Consider the following 20,838-nt stretch of genomic DNA (forward strand, 5'->3'; position numbering starts at 1 on the left):
CCGGCAAGGCGGCGGGCGCGGACACGTCCGGCGGCGACCGTCGCGCCACCGCCACGGGCACCCGGTCAGGGCGGACTCACTGCGGCCAGGCGCGCAGGAGGGCGTCGAGCGCGTCGAGGGCCCGCGCCCAGGAGGCGTCGGACCCGCGCGGGTGGTGGCGGAAGCCGCCCGTCCGCTCCAGGCTCACGAATCCGTGGAACGTGCTGTGCAGCATCCGCACGGCGTCCGTCTGGTCGGGCTCCGCCAACCGGTAGCCCCGCAGGATCGCCCGCGTCATCTCGGCGTGCCGGCGTGCCGCGGGCGCCGCCACGCTGTCCGCGTCGAGGTCCATCTGCATGGCCGCGTACCGGCCCGGATGCTGGTTCGCGTAGTCCCGGTAGGCGTTCGCGAAGGCCACCAGCGCGTCCTTCCCGGCCCGGCCGGCGAGCGCGGCGGCGGCCCGGTCGGCGAGTTCGGTGAGGGCCAGCGCCGCCACCCGGACCCGGAGATCGTGGGCGCTCCTGATGTGCGAGTAGAGGCTCGCGTCGCGGACGCCGAAGCGGCGCGCGAGGGCCGAGACGGTCACGTTCTCGTAGCCCACCTCGTCGGCCAGCTCGGCGGCTGCCCGGGTGAGGCGGTCGACGGTCACCCCCGCACGCGTCACGCGCCCTCCACGGCTAGAAGAATTAATCGGTTGCCTAGTAGCACTAGGCTAGCGCCTATGGTTCCCCTCACCGAATCCGCCATCCGGGCATCCTTCGTCAACTGCAGCAAGGGCGAGGCCAAGCGCCTGGCCGTGCCCCGGGACCTGGACGCGCAGCCCTGGACTGACCTGGACTTCTTCGGGTGGCACGACCCCGCCGCGGCGCAGCGGGCGTACCTCGTCGCCGAGTCGGCCTCCGGGCTCGTGGGCGTGGCGCTGCGGGTCGCCCCGCACACCGGGCACGCGCGGCGCAGCATGTGCTCGCTGTGTCTCACGACGCACACCGGCGACGGGGTCTCGCTCATGACCGCCCGCAAGGCCGGCCCGTCGGGGCGGCAGGGCAACTCGGTGGGCGCGTACATCTGCACCGACCTCGCCTGCTCGCTCTACCTGCGGGGGCGCAAGGACGCCGGGCGTCGCATCGAGGAGTCGCTGACCCTGGCCGAGAAGGTCGAGCGGACCCGGAACAACCTGCTGGGCTTCCTCGCCAACGTCGCCGGTTGACCTCCGAGCGGATGCCGGCGGCCAGCTCCTGGTCGGTCACCGACCAGCCCCGGGCCCGCACGTGGTGAGCCTCACCGTCATGGCCCACCGGCCGGGAACGTCGACGGGCGCGAGTCGTTAGTCTGGCGTTCCGTTCGTCCGCATTCGCCTGTCCCCGCGCGCCGTCCGCGCCGCGCACGACGTGGAGATACCGCACATGACCACGACCGACGTACCCGCCGCGATCCGCGAGTTCATCGACGCCACCAACCGCGGCGACTCCGACGCCTTCGTCGCCGCGTTCACCGACGACGCGTACCTCAACGACTGGGGCCGCGAGTTCCACGGCCACGACGGCGTACGCAGCTGGGACCGCACCGACAACATCGGCGTGCAGTCGCACTTCGAGTTCCTCGGCATCGAGCCCGGCTCCGAGCCGGACAGCTACGTGGTGACCCTGAAGGTGTCCGGCAACGGCTTCAACGGCACCGGCCCGATGACCTTCCACCTGCGGGACGGCAGGATCGCGAGCCTGCGCATCAGCTGACCGGACGGGGTGCGGGTCGGGCCCGCACCCCGTCCCGGTCGGCCGCGCCGGATCAGGCCGTCGGGACCCGGTCGAGGAAGCCGTACACCTCGCGCAGCCGGCCGTCGCCGTCGGTCACCGCCACGTCGAAGCCGACGACGGGCGCCTCGCTCCCTTCCGGGCCGAGTTCCCAGGTGAACCGGAACTGGTCGTGGTGGCCGTCGACCGGCCCCGCCACCCGGAACCGCATCCCGGCGAACTGCTGCTGCACCGCGGCGACCATGCGGTCGATCGCCTCCCGACCCTCGGCCACACCGAGGGGGTCGACGTACCGGGCGTCGGCCGCCCACAGGTCGTCGATGGCCCGCCGGCGCCGCTGCGGATCGGTCTCGTTCCACACCGCGATGTAGCGTCCGGCCAACTCGTCGAAGTTCGTCGCCATGATCTGCCTCCCGTTTGCTCGCGACGCCGACGTACGGCGTCTCGAGATGAGATCGTCGCGGCTCGGACGGGGGCGCGTCGATTACGTCGGAGGTAATGGTCGGTGGGCGGGCACGGCCGTTAGGGTCGGGGACCGTGACCCAGGTGGCGATACCGAGAGCACCGGTAGGTGAGCTTCTCCGCGACTGGCGTCGGCGCCGTCGTCTCAGCCAGCTCGACCTGTCGGTCGGCACGGGCGTCTCGACCCGGCACCTCAGCTTCGTGGAGACCGGCCGGTCCCGGCCGAGCCCCGATCTGATCCTCCGGCTGGCCGAGCACCTCGACGTGCCCCTCGCCGACCGCAACGCGCTCCTGCTCGCCGGTGGCTACGCCCCGGCGCACTCCGCGCACGGTCTCGACGGCCCCGAGCTGGCTCCGGTCCGCGAGGCGGTCCGGCAGGTCCTGCACGCGCACGGTCCGTTCCCCGCCGTCCTCGTCGACCAGCACTGGCACCTCGTGGAGGCCAACGCGGCCGTGGCCCTGTTCACGGCGGGATCCGCCGCGCACCTGCTGGTGGAGCCGGTCAACGTGTTGCGGCTCAGCCTGCATCCGGACGGCATGGCTCCCCGCATCCGCAACCTCGGCCAGTGGCGGGCGCACCTGCTGCACCGGCTGCGGGAGCAGGTGGCGGCCACCGCCGACGCCGGGCTCGCGGACCTCTACGACGAGCTGCGCGGCTACCCCGGCGGGGAGGACCGGCCGGCGGCCGACGACCCGGCGGGGACGGTCGCCGTGCCGCTGCGCTACCGGTACGGCGACCAGGACCTGGCCTTCCTGGGCACCACCACCGTGTTCGGCACTCCCCTCGACGTGACCGTGGCCGGCCTCGCCGTCGAGGCGTTCCTCCCCGCCGACCGGGCGACCGCCGCGACGCTCCGCCGCCTGGCCGACGACGGGGGCGTCGAGGGGTGAGCCTCGTCAGGACCGGCAGGGGTACGTGCTCCGCGTGCAGGTGACCCCGGTGTTGTACGCCTCGTTGAAGTGCGCGTAGTACGCGTCGTAGAGCGGGTGCGTGGCGCCCGTCTCCGGCGCCATCTTCACGAAGATCTCGTCGTTCTCGCTGAGCGCGTCCTGCGTCCAGTTCTGCGAGCCCGTGTAGACGCGGTACTGGTACGCGGTGCCGTACCGGCCGTACGCGAGGAAGAACTTGTCGTGCACCTTGTCCTTGCGGCGGATGGCCACGCCGGCGGCGAGCAGTTCGTCGTAGACGGACTGGCTCATCGCGATGCCGCCGTCGGCGTTCGTGCCGACCGCCATCCACACCTTGCAGCCGGCGGCGCGGAAGCGCGTGACGAGGTCGACGATCCGCGGCCGTCCCGTGGTCACCGCCGCCATGCCGACGCGGAGGCGGCAGTCGGCGTCGGGAGTGAGGTCGTTGAGGCGGGTCACGATGGTGTCCGTCTGCCCCGCCGCCTCCGGTGAGGCGTACGCGTCGGCCGCGGCCGCCTGGTAGTAGCCGCGTCCGGAGGCGGAGTCGTAGTAGTCGTTGCCGCTGTAGTGCCGGCGGTTCCACATGTCGGTGAAGTTGGCGTTGAGCCCGGCGGCGAGCGCCGCGTCCCCGTACACGGTGATCGCGTTGTTGAACGCGTCCGGGCCCGTGGCGTACGTGAGGTTGCTCGACCCGAACCAGACCACGTTGCTGCGGGCCACGCCGTTCGGGTCGGTGGTGCTGGTGAACGTGAACAGCTTGGTGTGCATGTCACCGTCGGCGCTCGTGCTGATGCAGCCGCGGCCCCCGTTGCTGTTCGTGCAGAACTGGTGGTCGCTGAGCTGCCGGATGGTGGCGATCGCGGGGTCGGCCGAGGTGGCGTTCTTCCCGTCGAGCAGGACCCGCACGGTGACGCCACGGTTCTGGGCGCGCACCAGGGCGTCGGCGACGGAGTCCACGCTGATGGAGTGGATGGCGCCGCGCACCGTGGAACCGGCGGGCGCCGCGTCGATCAGCCGTTGCAGCTCGGTGAGGATGGTGTAGTCGCGGCCGGCGGTCGGGTTGGTGAAGTGTGCCCACACCGGGTGGCCGGCGAGGGTGGCCGACGCGGCGGAGACGGGGGCCGCCGCGGCGGGCACCACCGCGACCGGCGCCGTCACCGCGCAGAGCGCGGCGAGGAGGCAGACCAGGGTACGGCGGACGGCGGCACGCGCACGAGTCGTGGTCATGGACAGGCATCGTCGTCGGAATATTTCAGTGCGTCAATGCAATGCGTCGGAACTCTTCATGAACGGCACGGGGCGGCCCGGCCGTTCGCCGGCCGGGCCGCCCGATCGCCCGTACGGTCAGCCGCCGAGACTCGCGGCGGCCGACGCGATCGCCGAGGCGAAGTAGCTCACCTGGGTGTAGACGCCCGGGTAGTTGGGTCGGGCGCAGCCGTTGCCCCAGCTCACGATGCCGACCTGGATCCAGGCGTTGGTGGCGTCGCGGCGGAACATCGGTCCGCCCGAGTCGCCCTGGCAGGTGTCCACCCCACCGCTGGCGTAGCCGGCGCAGATCTCCTCGGCCGGGATGATCTGGCCCCGGTAGTAGGAGTTGCAGGTGGTGTCGTCCACGAAGGGAACGGTCGCCTTGAGCAGGTACCGCTGCTGCGGGCCGCCCTCCCGTGCGGCGCCCCATCCCGCGACCGTGAACGTGCCGTTGTCGTACGCGGTCGTGTTCGCGATCTTCAGCGTGCTCAGCCCGGTGACCGGCGTGGCCAGCCGGATCAGCGCCCAGTCCTTGCCGTTGCCGTTGTAGCCGGGAGCCCGGTAGACGTAGTTCGAGCGGACGGTGATCCGGCTCGACGACTGGAGGTCGACCACACCGAGCGTGGCCGTGATGCTGGTGTTCGCGCCGGTGGCGCCCACGCAGTGCGCGGCGGTGAGCACCAGCCGCGGGCTGTACAGCGCCCCGCCGCAGCCCATGGAGAGCCGCACCATGAAGGGGAACTCGCCCTGGGCGGCGCGGGTGCCGCCGACGACGTACGGGGTCATCGTGCCGCCGTCCGCGGCGGCCGGCGCCGCGACGGTGACGCTGGCCGCGGTCACCGCGGCCAACGCGGCGGCCAACAGGCCGGTGAGGGTGCGCCAGCGAACCATGCGTTCCTCCGCTTCGAAGACCGGCACGCCTCGCGCGCACCTGGTTGACGATGTCGTCATCATATTGAGATCAATAGATGTCGACCCATACCCTCTGGGTCGTATCGCGCGCTTATGACCCGGGCTCCGCCCCGCGCGGACCCACGACCCCACACCGAGACCCGAGCCGGCGGAGCATCCATTTCCGTGTGTCGGGAATTAGCGCGGTATTCACGAGGAGCGGACCGTCGAATGCGAATGCCGGCCGCATTTCCCGTCGCTGGGAAACCGACCCGCACCGGCCATGCGGCCACCTTCGACATCGGACGATCCGGTGGCACGGTCAGGAAAGCCGGAAAGGCGACGCGGGCCTGTCCAGGAATCGACACACCGGCGCCCCGCAGCAGGTTAGGGCACTGTCCCTTCCGAGGCGGCCCGGGCACGAACGGGCCGGCGAAATCCACGCCGACGGCGACTCACCGGGACGGTTCATCGGCATGTCGCCAACCGGTCAAAGGCTTTGTCGAACGCCGCGGAATACGGATGCTCACTCCGGGGCCGGAGAGCGGCCCGACCGATTCGGGATCGACGACGACCCGATCTTCCGTGGGGAGGAACGTCAATGTTCGGTACGAAGGCCACCAGGCCCGCGAGAACGGCGCTCGCCGTGCTCGTGCCGGGCGTCATGGTGGCGGTCGCGAGCGTCGCCGCGCCGGCGCACGCCGCGGATCCGGGTGAGGGCGCGAAGGCCCGCACCACACCGGCCTACCAGCCGGCGACCGGCGACACCTGCGGGCTGCGCCCGTCGGCCGGCAAGAGCACCAAGGACGAGATGCTGAGCTGCCTGGGCGTCGAGGCGAAGCTGGACCGGACGCCCGCGGTGGGCGAGACGGCGACCCTGAAGGTCACCGTGCGCGCCGCGGGGAAGATCGGGCCGAGCGACATCAGCGTCACCCTCCCGCCGGAGCTGGAGTGGGTCGAGGCGCCGGCCGGGCTGGGTGTCCAGGAGCGCCGGAGCGTCGCGCCGGAGCGGGCCGGCGAGGTGTCCGTGGCGCGGACGACCCGTGCCCTGCGCGCCGGCGACAGCGCGGCGTTCAGCGGCGTGGTCCGCGCGGTCGGGGCCGGCCGCGTGCAGATCCAGGCGCGCGCCACCGCGCCGTACGGCGGGGACGTGCAGGCCGGGCAGGACGACGTCTTCCTCACCATCGGCGAGAAGCCGGGGCTGTCCCGGCTCGGGCACGCAGCTCCCGCCGGCGACAACGCCACGAGGTCCATACCCACCACCGACCGCGCGCCGCGGCCCGCCGGACAGAAGCCGCAGAGCGTCGGCGTGCCGAGCGTCGCCGGCGAGGCACGGGCCGAGGCGAAGGCCAAGGGCCTGACCGTGATCAGCCCCCAGGCGCCGTGCGACACCCGGGTGGTCGGCAACTGGAGCTTCCAGGACCAGAACGGCAACTGGCACAACCAGATGAACATCCAGGTGCAGGTCTGGGACGACGACGTCTTCGGCGACTCGCTGCTCGCCACCGGGGTGACCGACGGCGCCGGCAACTACAACATCTGCTTCGACTCCCAGGTCGAGGGCTTCCCGGACAGCGGCACCGCCGACATCTACGTCCGCTTCATCACCTCGAACTCGCTCTGGCGCGTGCAGCGCGGCGGCAACCCGTTGTCGTTCCAGACCGGGACGACCAACGACGTGGCCACCGGCAGCGTGCTCAACCTCGGCTCCCTCACGGCCGCCGACGGCGCGCTGCAGCGCGGCCTGCACGCGTTCGACTCCGCGAACGACGCGTGGCTGTGGATCCCGAAGCCGAACAACCTCTGCTGGGACCAGGACGACGCGAGCTGCCGGCAGGTCGTCGTCAACTGGGCGCCGGACTCGACCGACGGCACGTACTACAACCTGGGCAGCAACCAGGTCCACCTGGCCGCCGACGACCCGAACTCCCCCATCACCGTGGTGCACGAGATCGGCCACGCCGTGATGGACGACCTCTACAACGACAACTTCCCCTCGGCGCCGAACTGCAACCCGCACAGCGTCACCGGCACCAGCTCCGCGGGCTGCGCGTGGACGGAGGGGTGGGCGGAGTGGTTCCCCGCGACCGTCTACAACGACCCGTTCTTCCGCTGGCCGAGCGGCGCCTCCGTCAACCTGGAGAACGCGAGCTGGGGCAACGGCTGGGGCGAGGGCGACACCACCGAGGGCCGCGTCGCCGCCGCGCTCATCGACATCACCGACTCCACCAACGAGGCGACCTGGGACCGGTACGGCGAGGGACCGTGGAACATCTGGACCACCTCCCGGTGGCACAACTCCACCACGTTCGCGAGCTTCTGGGCCGACCGCACGGCCGACGGGTTCAACGTGGCGGACTCCGGCGCCCGCGCCTCCGTCTACCAGAACACGATCGACTACCAGTTCCGCGACCCGCTGGGCAACTACGCCCCGCTGACCCGCCCGACGCCGACGCCGCCGCACAACTTCGGCTACTCGACCTCGTCGGTCTACTGGTCGGTGGTCGCGCTCAAGCCGAACTCCGGTGACCTCGACCTCCAGCTCTACGACGACCGGGCGCAGGGCACGTACCTGAGTGGCAGCGCCGCGGGCGGCACCACCATCGACTTCGTCGCGGTGGACTCCAACCGCCGGGCGCTGGGCGACTACTACCCCCGGGTGACCAACTGGTCCGGCGGTGGCGGCTACCGCATCGAGCTCGCCCAGGGCACCACCGTGCTGAACGCCGGCAGCAGCACGATCACCATGGGGACGAACAACGTGGTCACGGTGCGGGACACGTACCTGACCGCCGGCGTGCCGGTCACCATCTCGGTGGCGGCCACCAACTCCGGCCAGGACGCCGAACTGTTCCTCATGTCCAGCGACGCCAACTCGGCCACCTGGATCCGTCCCCGGTCGAGCGCGGTGGCCTCCGCGACGGCCGGCGGCGCCGGCGCGACCGAGACGCTCACCTTCACCCCGACCGTCAGCGCCTGGTACGGCGTGGTCGTCGTCAACAAGGCGGGCTCCGGCAGCTACACGCTCAGCCGGGCCTGACCGCCAGAGGAATCCGGACGGCCCGTCCCGGGGGCGCCCCGCGCGCTCCCGGGACGGGCCGTCCCGCCCGGGCGGAACCGGCGGCGCCGCCGCGACGTCCGACCCGTCGTGACCAGGACACGGAGGCGACCGATGCACCGACCGCTGGCCCTGCTCGCCGTGCCGGCCCTGCTGGCCGCCGCGGGCACGACCGCGGCCTGCGACGGCGCCCCGGCGCCGCCGACCGGTGGTGGCGCGCTGGTGCTGCGGCTGAACGAGCTGCCCGGCATGGTGCCGCCGGGCGGCACGGCGGCGATTCCCCCGAGCTTCTCCCTGTTCGGAGACGGCCGGCTCGTCAGCGTCGCCACCGGCGCCAGCGGTGGCTGGCCGCGGCTGCGCGAGAGCACGGTCCCGGACGAGGGCGTACGCGACCTGTACGGCGACGCCGCCGCACTGCGCGACCGGCCGACGGAGAACCCCGACGAACCCGTGGTCCGCGTCGTCGTCGGCTCGGCCGACGGGCGGCGTACCGTCACCCTCCCCCGGTCCGACCCCTCGGCCACCCGGCTGCGGGCGGCCCTCGCCGCGTACGCCAACGCGTCGGCGACCGAGTACCGGCCGGCGGCCGTCGCCGTCATCGCCACGCCGGCCGACCCGGCGGAACCCGCCCGGCCCTGGCCGTTGCCCCGCCTGTCCGGCGAGCCTCTCCCGGAATCCGCCGGATCCACCTGCCTCGTCCTCCGGGGAGCCGACCTCGACGCGGTCCGGCGGGCGACCGCCGACGCGGGAGCCCGCTGGCGCAGCGAGGGCCGGGTGTGGCAGGTGCGGCCACGTCCGCTGCTGCCCGACGAGACGGGGTGCGCGGACCTGTAGACGGACCACAAGGGACGGTGCCGCGACATATATTGATGGCCGTCGTACTTCTAGCGGCAGGCGCCGCGAGTCGCCGTCCCGGGAGGGCCCATGTCCCTACGCAGAGCCGTGGCCTTGTTGGCCGTGTCCGTGTGCCTCGTGGCCACCGGATCGTCCGTCGGCATACGCCCCGCCGTCGCGGCACCGACCACCACCGCCGTCTTCAACAACCCCATCGGCACGGCCGCCGAGAAGGCGGCGATCCAGACGCGGATCGTCGAACTGGTCAACGGGGCTCCCGCCGGCTCCCGCATCAGGATGGCGATGTTCTACGCGACCGACGCCACGGTGCCCAACGCCCTGATCGCGGCGAAGAACCGGGGCGTGAACGTCCAGGTGATCTTCAACGACGCGGACCGTACGACGGCGCCGTACGCGTCCCTGGTGGCGGCGCTGGGCACCAACCTGAGCGCGGCGTCGTGGATCCTGTTCTGCCCGCCCGGTCGCGGGTGCATCGGCAGCCGGGCCCTGAACGACGTCGAGTCGATCAACCACAACAAGTTCCTGCTGTTCTCCAGCACCCAGGGCGCCTCGAACGTGGTGGTGCAGTCGACGGCCAACCTGCACACCGGCCGGGACGGGTTGGGCGGCTGGAACGCCGCGCTCGTGCTCGTCGGCAACACGGGCATCTACAACGCCTACAGCGGCTACTTCGACGACCTGCGGGCACGCGTGGTCAACAACGACTACTACGACACCGGGCGGCCCGCCGTGACCTCCGGCAACGCGAAGATCCACTTCTATCCGCGCCGGGAGAGCAACGGCCAGCCGTACAACGACCCGAGCGAAGACACGATCATGACGGTGCTCGACAACGTCGACTGCTTCGGCAACTCCGTCGTGGGCACGCAGGACGGCACCCACCGCACCATCATCCGGGTCAACCAGACCATCTTCAGCCGCACGTACGTCGCCGCGAAGCTCTGGGCGCTGGACAACGCGGGCTGCTACGTCGAGGTCGTGCAGCGGTACGACCCGGGCAGCAACTCCGAGGTCACCTCCATGAAGAACCTCCTGGCCGCCACGAGCAGCCCCTACGGCGGGCCGATCGTGAGGTACTACTGCGTCGGCGACAGCGTCTGGACGCACAGCAAGTACCTGCAGGTCGAGGGGAAGTACTACGGCGGCCCCGACCGCACCATCACCTGGGTCGGCAGCCACAACCTCAGTTACAACTCGCTGCGGCAGTCCGACGAGACCCTGCTGCAACTCGAGGACACGGCGGTGTTCAACGCCTTCCGGGCCAACTTCCGCACGGTCCGCGACACCCCGGGGATCCGCTCCGTCGCCAACGGCCGTACGGCGACCTGCGCCTGACCCCCGTCCGACTGCCGGCCCGGACGGCCCCCCCACCGTCCGGGCCGGCCCCGCTCGGCAATGCCGCCGCGGGTGACGCGCCGGCACGCAGGGCCGGTCAGGTCGACACCCGCGGGCCGGGTCACCCGAGTTCCACCCAGGGCCGGTTCAGGTGCGCGGTGGCCAGGACCGTGCGGCGGACCCCGGCCTCGTCGAGCAGCCGCCGCCGCGTCCGGCGCGCGGCCTCGGCGTCCGCCTCGAAGCGGTAGGCCACGTCCGGGTCGACGAGCTGGACCGCGTGCACCAGGACGTCCCCGGTGACGATGACCTGCTCGTGGCGGCCCTCGACGACGACGGACTGGTGACCCGGGGTGTGACCGGGCGTGGGCACGACGCGGACCCCCGACCGCCCCGCGGCGGCGAGCCGCGTCACGCCGTCCACCTCGTGCAGTTGCCCGGCCGCGCGCAACGGCTCCACGACGTACGCCAGGGCCGCGTCTCCGGCGGGCAGCGCCTCGGTCTCCCGCCGCTGCACCACGTAGCGGGCGTTGGGGAACATCGGCTCCCCGTTCCGGTCGACGGACCAGCCGAAGTGGTCCTCGTGCAGGTGGGTCAGCACCACCGTGTCGACGTCCGCCGGGTCGATCCCGGCGTGCGCGAGTTCGGTGGGCAACCGGCCCGGGGTCGGCGCCCACGCCGCGGCGGGACTGCCGTCCGGCCCCACGCCGGTGTCGACGAGGGTCAGCCGGCCGCGCGGGCCGCGTACGACGAAGCAGCGGAAGTCGAGCTGCCAGCTCTCCCCCGGGCCGAACGCCTCCGGGTCGAGGCGTCGGGCGCGGGCCCAGTCGGCGGGCGTCGCCGCGGGGAACGCGGCCTGCCGGTCGAGGAAGAACGGTCCCGCGGCGTCCAGCAGCGGCGTCACCGTGAACGCGCCGACCCTGCGGGACGTGGCCGCCCACCGCGCGGGGGCGGCGCCGGCCCTCCCCCCGACACCCAGCGAACCGGTCACGCCCACCGCCGCGGCGAGCAGGAGAGCCCTTCGTCCGAACGCGCCACCCGTGTCCCCCATGCCGCTGCCTCCATCCGTGCCTCCCGTGACGGCCTCGGCGTCCCGCCGGGCCCGGCCACACGGTAGGAGCGCCACAGGCGTACGCGGACCGTGCCGCCGGGGACGTGACCGGATCCTGTCGACACGTGACCGGACAGCACCGCCGTCGGGCACGTCGGGCCCCTCTACCCTGTGTGTCGCGGCCGACGGACCGGCTTCCGCTCCCGGAGCCCCGGCCGCGGTGCAGGAGGTTCGGGGATGCCGCTCGACGGGCCCACCGTGGCCATGCTGGCCTATCCCGGGGCGGGTAGCTTCGACTTCGTCACGGTCAACGAGATCTTCGGGGTGGACTACTCCGCCCGGTTCGGGTCGTGGTACCGGACCAGGACGTGCGCGGCGGTCCCAGGGCAGGTCGAGCTGGACGGCGGCGTCACCGTCCACGCGCCGTACGGCCTCGACGCGGCCGAGGCGGCGGACCTGCTCGTCGTGCCCGGCTGGACGAAGGAGCACGAGGTCCCGCCGCGACCGCTGCTCACGGCGGTGCGGCGCGCGCACGACCGGGGAGCGCGCGTCATGTCGGTCTGCACCGGGGCGTTCCTGCTGGGCCACGCCGGTCTCCTCGACCACCGTCGCGTCACGACGCACTGGTCGACGGCCCCGCTGCTGGCCTCGCTCTTCCCGGCCGCCCGCGTGGATCCCCGTGCGCTCTTCGTCGACGACCGAGGCGTCCTCACGGCGGCCGGCATGTCGGCGGGCATCGACCTCGCGCTGCACGTCGTCCGGGGCGACTTCGGCGCCGACGCCGCCGCCGCGCTGGCCCGCCGGCTCGTGCTCGCCGGCCACCGCAGCGGCGGGCAGGCGCAGTTCGTCGACGTGCCGCTCGACCCGGACCCCGGTGACCCGGTGCCGGAGCTTCTGGACTGGATGCGGCGGCACCTGGACCAGCCGTGGTCGCTGACCGCGCTCGGGGCGCGGGCGCACATGAGCCCGCGTACGCTGGCCCGCCGCTTCCACCGGCTCACCGGGATGAGCCCGCACCGGTGGCTGACCCGGGAACGGGTGCTCGCCGCGCAGCGGCTGCTGGAGACCGGCGACGACTCGGTCGAACGGATCGCCCGGCGCACCGGCCTCGGCTCGGCCGCCAACCTGCGGCAGACCTTCCGCCGCGAGCTGGGCGTCTCGCCCCAGGCCTACCGGGCCCGGTTCCGCTCGCGGGCGGGCGCCCAGGGATGAGCGTTCGCGACCGCGGTCCCGCCGTCGACTCTTGACCCCGGGTAGTGATCGGCTTAGCTTCATCAATCAGAAAGGTCTCCTAACTATTTGGCCCGTCCGTCCGGGGAGTGCCGATGCGACCATCCCGCCACCGCCGCCTCACCGCCCTCGTCGCCCTGGCGACCGTGCTGGTCACCGCCGTCCCGGCGACCGCCGCGAGCGCGGGTGACAGCGTGAACCGCCGTGCCGGCCACCTCCGGGTCGGCTACTTCACCCAGTGGGGCATCTACGACCGGGCCTTCCCGGTGAAAAAGCTCGACACCTCCGGCGCCGCGAGCCGCCTCACCCACGTGAACTACGCGTTCGGCAACGTGAGCGAGGACGGTCGCTGCTATGTGGACGGCGGGCCGGGTGAGGGCGACGCCTGGGCCGACTACCAGCGCCCCGTGCCGGCGGAGGAGAGCGTCGACGGTGTGGCCGACACCTGGGGCGAGCCGCTCAACGGCAACCTCGGCCAGCTGGCCAAGCTCAAGGCCCGCCACCCCCACCTGAAGGTGCTCATCTCGCTGGGCGGCTGGAGCTGGTCCACGTACTTCTCGAACGCCGCCCGCACCGACGCGTCCCGCCGGGCGTTCGTGGCCTCCTGCATCGACCTCTACCTCAAGGGCAACCTGCCGGTCCTCGACGGCGGCAGCGGCGGCCCGGGCGCGGCCGCCGGCGTCTTCGACGGCATCGACCTGGACTGGGAGTGGCCGAACTGGCCGGGCGAACCCGGCAACGTGGTCCGCCCCGAGGACCGGCAGAACTTCACCAAGCTGCTCGCCGAGTTCCGCCGACAGCTCGACGCGTACGGACGGCAGACCCACCGGCACTACGCGCTCACCGCGTTCCTGCCGGCCAACCCGGCGGCCATGGACGCCGGGTACGAAGGTCGCAAGATCTTCCGGTACCTGGACTTCGCCACGGTGCAGGGATACGACTTCCACGGCTCCTGGGACGCCGTGACCAACCAGCAGTCGGCGCTGCGCGTGCCGAGGGGAGCACCGGACGACCCCGACTTCTCGGTCGAGGTGGCGATCGACGGCTGGATCGCCCGGGGCGCGCCGCGCGACAAGCTGGTGCTCGGCATCCCCTACTACGGCCGTGGCTGGACCGGCGTCACCGGCGGCGGGAACGGGCTGTTCCAGCCGGCGGCCGGTCCCGCGCCGGCCACCTTCGAGCCGGGGTACGAGGACTACCGGAAGCTCAAGACCCTGGCCGGCAACGGCTTCACCGTCCACCGCGATCTCCGCGGCGGGCACGCCTGGCTGTTCGACGGCACGACGTTCTGGACGTACGACGACCCGGCCGTGGTGCTCCAGAAGACGCTGTACATCCGGCGGGCCGGCCTGGCCGGGGCGATGGCCTGGTCGCTCGACGGGGACGACGACAACGCCACGTTGACCAGGACGATGAGCCTGGGGCTCACCGGGCGGTAGCCGCACGTCCCGCCGCCGACCGCACCCCGGCCGGCGGCGGGGTGGTCCGGGCGGTCCGTCCGTTGCGGGCTCCTCCCCGCCGGGCGGGCCGCGGTGCCGGCCGCGGCGGGCCGTGGCGCGGCCCCTATGATCCGCGTATGGCCCTGCTGCACCGCGCGGAACTGCGTCCCTCCAAGCTCGAACTCGTCGCCGCGTGGCTGCCCGGTCGTTCCTGGTTCGAGGGCGCGGCGGCCGACATCGCGCGCGTCGCGTCGTACCGCTTCGACGACCCGGCCGGTGAGGTCGGGATCGAGACCTTCCTCGTGCGGGCCGGCGCCGGGCCGGTCTACCAGGTGCCGCTGACCTACCGGGGCGCGCCGCTGGACGGTGCCGAGGCCTGGCTCGTGGGCACCTGCGAGCACTCCGTGCTGGGCCGGCGCTGGGTCTACGACGGCTGCGGCGACCCGGTCTACGCGGCGGCGCTGGCGGATGCCGTCCTCGCCGGCGCGGACCAGGCGCGGGAGTACTTCGAGGTGGACGGCCGGCGCGAGTACCGGGAGCTCAGCATGGCCATCACCGTCGACGGTGCCCGGCCGGCCGAGGTGCCGCACGTCGACTCGGTCGACCGGGTCGAGGACGGCGACCCCACCCGCATCGTCGCCGGCCCGCTCGAACTGGCGGTGGTGCGGCGGCTGGACGACCACGTCGACCCGTCGGGAAGCCGGCTCACCGGCTCGTGGGAGGGCCAGGAGACCCCGCTCACGCTGGCGTACGCCACGGTGCGCTGACTCCCGCCACGGCGGGACGGCCGCCCGGAGCCGGCCGCGAAGACGGCCCTCAGACGACGTCGAATTCGTTGCCCTCGGGGTCCTGCATGGCGACGGCGTAGAGCCCCGTGTCCGGCTCGTCCTTGGTCCGCAGCACGGTGGCACCAGCTTCGACCAGCCGTTCCACCGTAGCCGTGACCCGCTGCGTGCGGACGTCCAGAGGGACGTCACGGCCCCCGCCGACCTTCAGGTCGAAGTGCCACCGGTTCTTCGCGACCTTCGGCTCCGGAACCTGCTGGAACCACACCCTCGGTCCACGTCCCGCCGGATCGACGATCGATTCCGGGATGTCCCCGGCACCGGCCGGCAACTCCGCCTCCGGCACGCCCGCCGCCATCCAGTAGGCACGCCACGTGGCGTGCCCGGCCGGCGCGGGCTCGGGCACGTAGCCCAGGGCCTCGGCCCAGAAAGCCACCATTCGCTGCGGATCGGAGCAGTCGATCGTCAGCTGCACGGTCATCTCCATGCGCGGAGCATCCCAAGCAGGTCTGACAGACCCATCCACTCGCGCAACCGGCCCCTAGGCCAGCACCAGCTCGCGCAGCGCCCGGTCGAGGGCGCCCGCGTCGATCCCTCCCGGCCAGCCCCGCAGCAGCGCGCCACCCTTGGCGACCAGCGCCACGGCCGGAGGTTCGCGGACCGCGTACGACCGCCAGATGGCGCCGTCCGGGTCGACGACGACCGGGTACTCCACCCGGTGCTCCCGCAGGAACCGCTGGACATCCTGCTCCTCGTCCTCGGTGACCACCCCGACGAACACGACCGAGTCCCGGTGGGTGCGCGCCAGCTCGCTCAGGGCGTCCTGCCGCTGGGCGCAGGCCGTGCACCACGAGCTGAAGAAGACCAGCACGACCGGGCGGTCGGCCCACAGGTCGGCGAGGGTGACCGGGCTGCCGTCGGTGAGCGTACCGGTGACGGCGGGCGCGGCCGGCGCGCCGGAGGGGGCGGGACGCAGCGCCAGCCCGGCCGGCGCAGGCCCCGGCAGCGCGGCCGCCCCACCGGCCACCGGCGCGGCCGGCGCGGGTGCGCCGCCCTCGTCGGTGCAGGCGGTCGAGGCGAGCACCGCCGACAGCGCCAGCACGGCGGCGACCGCGCGGACGCCGTACCCCCGGGTCACGACGGCACCACCGCGACCAGCGCCGGTCCCTCGCTGTCGTTCGGGGTGAGGGCGATCGGCGGGTGGCCGTCGACCACCAGCCGGTAGGTGTCCCGGGCGGCCACCGTGACGGGCACCGCGAACTCGCAGTAGGTCGGCACGCGCTCCACCCCCAGGTCCTCCTCGAAGGTCGCCACGGAGGTGCCCGGGGGCAGGGCGCCCTCGGCGAGGACCCCGCCCGCGTCGTCGGTCACCTGGAACGGCGCCCGGTTGTGGAAGTGCGTGTAGGGGCCGGTACCGGCGCACTCGACGCCCTCCGGCCGGATGTTGATGTCCCGGACGAGCACCCGCACGGTCATCGGCGACCGGGCCTCCTCGGCGTCGTCGCACGCGGCCAGCGCAGCGGTGAGCAGCGACGGCAGCATCAGCGCCGACAGCACGCGCCGCATGTGTCCTCCCATGGATCGGGGCGTGGCCCGGGGCGGTGGCACGCGGTCCACCGCCCCGGAACCGTACCGTGGGTCAGCCGAGCAGCGCGCGGGGCCGTTCGACCCGGCACTGGCTGGTCACGGTCTTGCTGGGGTCGCTCTCCGAGGTGGCGGTGAGCGTCACCAGGGTCGTCGCCGTCGCGTCGCGGGCGGCGCCCACCGAGACGTCGACCGACGTGGTGGCACCGAACTCGGCCGTGGCCAGCTCGTTGGGCAGCTGCACCTTCCAGCCCTTCCCACCGACGGACGCCGAGAGCCGGTACACGTCGGACTTCAGGTACGCGCTGACGTCCTCCGGGTGCTGGCCGCCGGCCACGTACCGACCGGTGTTGGTGAGGTCGAACGTGCAGCTCGCGCCCTTGCCGGTCGGCTTGCCGCGGGTGTCGAGGTGGCCCTTCGACAGCTTGACGCCGTGGCTGCTCGGCCCGGCGCCGTCCAGCGAACGGACGGCCACCGTGTACGACAGGACGTCGTCACCGTCGCGGCGGAGGTTGAGCACGTAGAAGTGCAGCCGGTTGGCCTCGTCCACGTACTCGTACTCGCTGCCGGAGTTGGCGCCCGCGTGGAACAGCGCGTCGGACAGCTGCCGGTAGTCCCCCATCGTGATCTTCTGCGGGGTGCCGTCCGGCCGGTAGAAGTCCACCATGTCGATGTCCTGCGGGTTCGCGTCCACGACCCACACGAACGGGGCACGGTCGGCGTTCTTCGTCTTGCTGAGCAGCACGCCGCTGTCCGGCGTGAACGAGTCCGCGCCCTTCCGGTCGACGACCTCGACGGTGTAGTTGTTGAATCCGCCGCCGTCGCAGAGCGGGTCGGTGCTGGTGTTGCACGCCGGCGAGCGGTCCGCGTTCATGGCGATGTTGATGCCGGTCAGCCCACCGGGGCCGGCGTCCACCGCGCGGGCGGTGACGTCGGCGACGACCATGCCGGAGTCGGCCAGCGCCTCCCGCGACAGCCGCAGCACATGCTCCTCACCGATGAGGCCGATCTTCATCTTGTCCCGCAGCATGTGCAGCGACCCCATGGCACCGCCGTTGACCGGTGGGATCTGCCAGCGGGTGTGCGGGCCGCCCGGACCGTTGAAGGAGCCGCGCGACATCATGCTCCAGATGCCGGTGTACGCGCGCCGCAGCGGGGTCCCGTACGGGTTGTTGTAGTTGTCCCCGATGCTCAGCAGGTGGCTCAGCTCGTGGGCGTAGGTGCCCATGCCCGAGCTCTCCGCCTGCGTCGAGGAGCCACCGCCGGCGTTCGGCCAGATGGTGGCGGCCGCCTTCCAGGACGTCCACTCGACGTACCGGGTCCTGGCCCAGTTCGGCAGGTTGGGATCCGGCGGGCCCCAGGCGTCCGGCACGTCCTCCTTGTTCTGGAACATCATCTGGCCGAACTCCTGCCAGGTGGACGACTCGTCCTGCCCGGCGGAGAGGATGAAGACCAGCTCGAAGCTGTCGGCCACCTCGTCGCCGACCGCCGCGCGCCAGGCGCCCAGCCCGTCGGTGCGGATGTTGCGGTTGCAGGACTCCCCCGACGGGCAGGCGCCGGGGTTGAAGCCGTTGTCGATGCCGTACTGGTAGGACTTCGACGGCATCTTGTACGGGCCGAAGCCGGTGAGGTCCACGCCGTACCGGCCGTTGGAGTCCTGCATCCAGTACTCGTGCAGGGTGTGGCCCCGGTTCAGGTCGCCCGGCTTGTTGAGGAAGTCCGTGTAGAACTGGGCGACCTGCTCCCGCGGCACGTTGGAGGCGGTGGCCTGCGGGTTGCCGAAGACGGTGGAGCCCGGCGGCTGGGTGATCACGAACGGCTGGTCCGGGTAGTCGAGGGTGACCAGCGCGATCTTGAAGTTGCGGACCGAACCGCGCACGGTCGGGTCGGCCCAGTTCTTCCCGGGCACCGGGACGTAGTCGTCCCAGGTCATCGTGTCGGGGTTCTGCCAGTTCTGCGGATCGAGCACCTGGAACGGGGCGGGCCCGTCCGGTCGGTCGCCCGGTGCGGCGGTGGCCGGCCCGCTGGAGCCGGACGCGACCAGGACTGTCGCGACGGCAGCGGCCAGCACCGGACGCCACATCGCGCGTCTGGTGGGCAGAAGGTGCATCGGGTCACCTTTCAGGTCGGGGGCTGGCTACCGGCGCGGCGGCCGGGGGGCAGCGTCCCCACCGTCCACACGCGCCGGATCGATGGGCTCGATTCAACAGGTCTTGATCGATTCCAGGAACATCGGCGATGGCAATTGAGCAAATCTTGAGCACACCGATATGTGGAGGAGGGCGGGAGCGCTCCCGCCCTCCTCCGGTCACTGCGTCAGCTCGGCGACCTGCTCGGCGGTCAGCCGTGGCGCCGCCTCGGACGGCGCCCGGCGCGCACCGGCGAGAGCGGCCGGCGGGTCGGCCGGCCGGCGCAGGTGCCAGTCCGTCACCGCCTGGTACGCGGCCACCACGGACAACAGCCGGTCCTCGGCGTACGGCAGCCCACCCAGGATCGTGCCGATCGGCAACCCGGCGGCGGTCGCGCCGATCGGGAAGGCGATCTCGGGCAGCCCGAGGATGTCGAAGGGCACCGGGTCGGTCTGCACCACGACGTCGCACGCGTCGAACAGCTCGTCCAGCACCCGCTCCAGGAGCAGCAACTTGGCGCGCTGGCCGGTGATGAACTCGTTGCCGCCCATCAACGCCCCCTGCAACCAGCTCGTCACCGACACCCCGAAGGCGCGCAGGTCGGTGCGCAGGTAGGGCATGAACGGCTCGCTGCGCTCCGGGAGGCGTACGTTGTTGAAGGTGCCGCCGGTGAGCTGGCTCCAGCCCTCGGGCAGGGGCACGTCCACCAGCGTGACGCCGGGGATCTCGGCGAGCTGGGCCAGGTACGCCTGGCGGGCCAGCGCGGTCGCCGAGGTGCCGGAGGCGAAGGTGGGCAGCACGCCGACGCGGGTGTTCCAGCGCAGCCTCACCCGCCCGCCCCGCCGGACCGGGGTGGCCGCCTCGATCAGGTCGGGCACGTCGGGCAGGCCCTCGCTGCGCGGGTCCGCGGGGTCACCGCCGGCCATCGCCGTGAGCATGATGGCGGCGTCCTTGGCGTCACGGGCCAGCGGGCCCGGATGGTCGCGCGTGTACGTGAGCGGGATGACGCCGGCCGCCGACACCCGGCCCATGGTCGGTTTGAGGCCCGTCAGGTTCTGGGCGTTGGACGGGGCGGTGATCGAGCCGCCGGTCTGGGTGCCGATGCCGGAGGTGGCCATCCGCCCGGCCACGGCCGTGGCGGTGCCGGTGGACGAGCCGCCCGGGTCGGTGTTGGGGTTGGTCGGCGCCCAGGCGTTCACCGTGGTGACCACACCCGCCGGCGTGGTGGCGCGGGTGGTGGCCAGCGGCCCCATCTGGGTCTTGCCGAGGACGATCGCCCCGCCGGCCTTCAGCCGGGCCACGGCGGTCGCGTCGTGCGGCGGCACGAAGTCCGCGAACAGGAACGAGTTCGCGGTGGTGCGCACACCCTCGGTGTAGTAGTTGTCCTTGATCGCCAGCGGGATCCCGTGCAGGACGCCCCGCCGCGGCCGGCGGGCCGCGTCGCGGGCCGCCGCGCGGGCGGCGTCGGTGAGCACGAGGTTGAACGCCTGGTAGACACCGTCGTACGCGCCGATGCGGTCCAGGTACGCCTCGACCAGCTGCTCGGGGGTGAGCCTGCCGGCCCGGATGAGCCAGCCTGCCTCCGCGATGGTGAGTTCGGTCGGGTCGGCGAGCGCCTCCGGCCGGGGCCGCACGTAGGCGTCGGGGTGGTCCAGTGGGTTCTTCCGCCGTCCCCCCGTGGTCGGGCCGGCCGCGGTGGCGACCGGGGGCAGGGCGACGGCGGCGCCTGCCGCCGTGGCGGTGGCCAGGGCGGCGGCGCGGGCCAGGAAGGCCCGGCGGTCGAGGGAACGGTCGAGGGGCTGCCCGGTCATGACGTCCGCCCTTGCGCGCTGATCGAGGGGTAGAGGACGGGCACGCGCTGCTGCGACAGCGCCCTCGCGACGTCGGGGTCGGTGACGCCGGGCGTGGGCAACTGGTACGCGGCCAGCGTCGCCACGGTGCCGCGGACGAACGAGCGCAGCGAGGCGAGCACCGCGTCCCGACCCGGCGAACCGGTCTGCGGGTCCGGCGCGGTTCCGGGCGGGAGCTGGTCGAGATCGATGCCGAGGGCGGCAAGCCGGGCCCTGATCAGGGTGTTCAGCTCGGCGTCGGTGGGCGGAGTGGGGGCCATGGTGCTCCTCACGTGATGCGGTGGA

General features: G+C 72.7%; 20 protein-coding genes. 9 read left to right on the forward strand and 11 right to left on the reverse strand.

From position 1 onward, the window contains the following. Positions 1 to 76 precede the first annotated feature (76 nt). Positions 77 to 643: a TetR/AcrR family transcriptional regulator gene (locus OG994_RS15290; RefSeq protein WP_120331497.1), complete on the reverse strand. Its 567-nt coding sequence runs from the start codon at positions 641 to 643 to the stop codon at positions 77 to 79. 57 nt (positions 644 to 700) lie between these two features. Between OG994_RS15290 and OG994_RS15295 the strand changes: the two genes are divergently transcribed. Both OG994_RS15295 and OG994_RS15300 read left to right on the forward strand, forming a co-directional pair. Then, positions 701 to 1,186: an FBP domain-containing protein gene (locus OG994_RS15295; protein WP_120331498.1), complete on the forward strand. Its 486-nt coding sequence runs from the start codon at positions 701 to 703 to the stop codon at positions 1,184 to 1,186. Positions 1,187 to 1,382: 196 nt separating this feature from the next. Beyond that, positions 1,383 to 1,712, forward strand: coding sequence for a nuclear transport factor 2 family protein (locus OG994_RS15300; protein WP_120331499.1), 330 nt, complete (start codon positions 1,383 to 1,385; stop codon positions 1,710 to 1,712). A gap of 52 nt (positions 1,713 to 1,764) precedes the next feature. On the opposite strand, the gene OG994_RS15305 is transcribed toward OG994_RS15300, so the two are convergent. Next, complete coding sequence (locus OG994_RS15305) at positions 1,765 to 2,133, reverse strand: nuclear transport factor 2 family protein (protein WP_120331500.1); 369 nt, start codon at positions 2,131 to 2,133, stop codon at positions 1,765 to 1,767. Between the two features lie 95 nt (positions 2,134 to 2,228). Between OG994_RS15305 and OG994_RS15310 the strand changes: the two genes are divergently transcribed. Next, positions 2,229 to 3,083 carry a helix-turn-helix transcriptional regulator gene (locus OG994_RS15310; protein ID WP_396843274.1) on the forward strand — a complete coding sequence of 285 codons (855 nt, stop codon included), beginning with the start codon at positions 2,229 to 2,231 and terminating at the stop codon, positions 3,081 to 3,083. A 6-nt stretch (positions 3,084 to 3,089) separates the two neighbouring features. Here OG994_RS15310 and OG994_RS15315 read toward each other — a convergent pair whose 3' ends face one another. Further along, positions 3,090 to 4,328: a phospholipase D-like domain-containing protein gene (locus tag OG994_RS15315; RefSeq protein WP_328850089.1), complete on the reverse strand. Its 1,239-nt coding sequence runs from the start codon at positions 4,326 to 4,328 to the stop codon at positions 3,090 to 3,092. 117 nt (positions 4,329 to 4,445) lie between these two features. Continuing rightward, positions 4,446 to 5,240 carry a S1 family peptidase gene (locus OG994_RS15320; RefSeq protein ID WP_120331523.1) on the reverse strand — a complete coding sequence of 265 codons (795 nt, stop codon included), beginning with the start codon at positions 5,238 to 5,240 and terminating at the stop codon, positions 4,446 to 4,448. Positions 5,241 to 5,841: 601 nt separating this feature from the next. On the opposite strand from OG994_RS15320, the gene OG994_RS15325 reads away from it, so the two are divergent. From OG994_RS15325 to OG994_RS15335, 3 genes are all read left to right on the forward strand, one after another. Next, positions 5,842 to 8,280, forward strand: a complete 2,439-nt coding sequence (locus tag OG994_RS15325) for a hypothetical protein (RefSeq protein ID WP_328850090.1) — start codon at positions 5,842 to 5,844, stop codon at positions 8,278 to 8,280. Between the two features lie 132 nt (positions 8,281 to 8,412). Further along, positions 8,413 to 9,132, forward strand: coding sequence for a hypothetical protein (locus OG994_RS15330; RefSeq protein WP_328850091.1), 720 nt, complete (start codon positions 8,413 to 8,415; stop codon positions 9,130 to 9,132). Between the two features lie 90 nt (positions 9,133 to 9,222). Next, on the forward strand, positions 9,223 to 10,488 hold the full coding sequence (locus OG994_RS15335; RefSeq protein WP_328850092.1) for a phospholipase D-like domain-containing protein: 1,266 nt from the start codon (positions 9,223 to 9,225) through the stop codon (positions 10,486 to 10,488). A 121-nt stretch (positions 10,489 to 10,609) separates the two neighbouring features. On the opposite strand, the gene OG994_RS15340 is transcribed toward OG994_RS15335, so the two are convergent. After that, positions 10,610 to 11,536: an MBL fold metallo-hydrolase gene (locus OG994_RS15340; RefSeq protein WP_328850093.1), complete on the reverse strand. Its 927-nt coding sequence runs from the start codon at positions 11,534 to 11,536 to the stop codon at positions 10,610 to 10,612. A 237-nt stretch (positions 11,537 to 11,773) separates the two neighbouring features. Between OG994_RS15340 and OG994_RS15345 the strand changes: the two genes are divergently transcribed. From OG994_RS15345 to OG994_RS15355, 3 genes are all read left to right on the forward strand, one after another. Continuing rightward, on the forward strand, positions 11,774 to 12,748 hold the full coding sequence (locus OG994_RS15345) for a helix-turn-helix domain-containing protein (RefSeq protein WP_328850094.1): 975 nt from the start codon (positions 11,774 to 11,776) through the stop codon (positions 12,746 to 12,748). A 113-nt stretch (positions 12,749 to 12,861) separates the two neighbouring features. Further along, positions 12,862 to 14,205: a glycoside hydrolase family 18 protein gene (locus OG994_RS15350; protein WP_328850095.1), complete on the forward strand. Its 1,344-nt coding sequence runs from the start codon at positions 12,862 to 12,864 to the stop codon at positions 14,203 to 14,205. A gap of 137 nt (positions 14,206 to 14,342) precedes the next feature. Next, entirely contained in the window at positions 14,343 to 14,972 is a 630-nt protein-coding gene (locus OG994_RS15355) for a CG0192-related protein (RefSeq protein WP_328850096.1), read from the forward strand. A gap of 49 nt (positions 14,973 to 15,021) precedes the next feature. Here the strand turns inward: OG994_RS15355 and OG994_RS15360 are convergent, their stop codons facing one another. The 6 genes from OG994_RS15360 to OG994_RS15385 all read right to left on the reverse strand — a co-directional run bounded on the left by OG994_RS15360 (position 15,022) and on the right by OG994_RS15385 (position 20,813). Then, positions 15,022 to 15,477 (reverse strand): VOC family protein, encoded by a 456-nt coding sequence (locus OG994_RS15360; RefSeq protein WP_328850097.1) that lies wholly within the window; start codon positions 15,475 to 15,477, stop codon positions 15,022 to 15,024. 54 nt (positions 15,478 to 15,531) lie between these two features. Next, positions 15,532 to 16,128, reverse strand: coding sequence for a TlpA family protein disulfide reductase (locus OG994_RS15365; RefSeq protein ID WP_328850098.1), 597 nt, complete (start codon positions 16,126 to 16,128; stop codon positions 15,532 to 15,534). After that, positions 16,125 to 16,556, reverse strand: coding sequence for a hypothetical protein (locus OG994_RS15370; RefSeq protein ID WP_328850100.1), 432 nt, complete (start codon positions 16,554 to 16,556; stop codon positions 16,125 to 16,127). Before OG994_RS15370 ends, OG994_RS15365 begins: the two co-directional genes overlap by 4 nt. Positions 16,557 to 16,629: 73 nt before the next feature. Beyond that, complete coding sequence (locus tag OG994_RS15375; protein ID WP_328850101.1) at positions 16,630 to 18,684, reverse strand: M6 family metalloprotease domain-containing protein; 2,055 nt, start codon at positions 18,682 to 18,684, stop codon at positions 16,630 to 16,632. Positions 18,685 to 18,882: 198 nt separating this feature from the next. Continuing rightward, positions 18,883 to 20,514 carry an amidase gene (locus OG994_RS15380; RefSeq protein WP_328850102.1) on the reverse strand — a complete coding sequence of 544 codons (1,632 nt, stop codon included), beginning with the start codon at positions 20,512 to 20,514 and terminating at the stop codon, positions 18,883 to 18,885. Beyond that, a complete protein-coding gene (locus OG994_RS15385) occupies positions 20,511 to 20,813 on the reverse strand; it encodes a hypothetical protein (protein ID WP_120331954.1) in 303 nt (100 codons plus the stop codon). The genes OG994_RS15380 and OG994_RS15385 overlap by 4 nt, the downstream gene beginning before the upstream one ends. Positions 20,814 to 20,838: the final 25 nt, after the last annotated feature.

This window comes from Micromonospora globbae (genome assembly GCF_036184225.1).
In the GTDB taxonomy this organism is placed as follows: domain Bacteria; phylum Actinomycetota; class Actinomycetes; order Mycobacteriales; family Micromonosporaceae; genus Micromonospora; species Micromonospora globbae.